The organism is Oleiphilus sp. HI0086 (assembly GCF_001635225.1).
In genome coordinates this window covers 1-877 of sequence record NZ_LWFZ01001311.1, presented here as the reverse complement: position 1 = coordinate 877, position 877 = coordinate 1, and the positions used below count along the sequence as shown (strand labels likewise).

The following is an 877-nucleotide window of genomic DNA, read 5'->3' as shown; positions in this document are numbered from 1 at the left end:
GAAACAGCTCAAGACAGCATGGTCAGTCCCTGAGGGGAAAAACATTATCATGCTGCCTGGAAGGCTAACTCGAATTAAAGGCCATCAAGTACTAATAGAAGCACTGGCTAAATTGCCCCATCGTAACTTTTACTGCTTGTTCGTTGGCGACGAGCCTGGAAAAGATGCATATAAACAAGAACTGGAAGCCTTGATCGCTGAAAAAGGTTTGCAAGCTCACGTCAAGTTAACCGGAAACTTCGACAACATGCCAGCAGCCTATGCGCTGGCTGATCTGGTAATTTCAGCCTCCGTCAAGCCGGAATCCTTCGGTCGTACTGCCTGCGAAGCTCAAGTGATGCAACGCATGGTAGTTGCTACAAACCACGGAGGTAGTCAGGAGACAATCTCCCCTCCCTATAAAAGCCTGATGTGTAAACCTCGCGACTCCAGTTCTATGGCGGCGGCTATTGAACGAGCCCTGGCATACAGTAAAGACGAACGCACAAGGCAAGGCATTGAAGCGGCAGCCTTCGTCAAAGAAAACTTCTCTCTTTCACAAATGTGCCGAGACACCATCGCCCTGTATGAATTAGAATTGTCTTAGCTAGAACGCCACCCAAACGATTCAAGGAACTTGAAATCATGCCGAATATAGAGTCCTCTCAAAACGGCCAGCATTATTGGCTCTATGATAGTGAATGTTTTTCGGACATATCCAGCGAGCTCTTTGAATCAGGCTATTGGAAAAAGCTCAATGCCGTTAATGGACAAGAGTCTGGACGTGGAACAACCTGGTTTATCCAACACAAGTCTCATTCACTGGTGTTAAGACATTATCTGCGCGGCGGCATGATGAGTACAATCAGCAACGACCACTACCTTTTTAAAGGCTGGC

The 877-nt window shown here is 47.2% G+C and carries 2 protein-coding genes; both read left to right on the top strand.

Going from position 1 to position 877, the window contains the following annotated elements; translation table 11 throughout:
- Positions 1–586, top strand: a 586-nt coding sequence (locus A3756_RS22465; RefSeq protein WP_156490698.1) for a glycosyltransferase, incomplete at its 5' end; no start/stop codon positions are given.
- Positions 587–624: 38 nt separating this feature from the next.
- Positions 625–877: lipopolysaccharide kinase InaA family protein (locus tag A3756_RS22460; RefSeq protein WP_304438926.1), on the top strand; the 253-nt coding region annotated here is incomplete at its 3' end.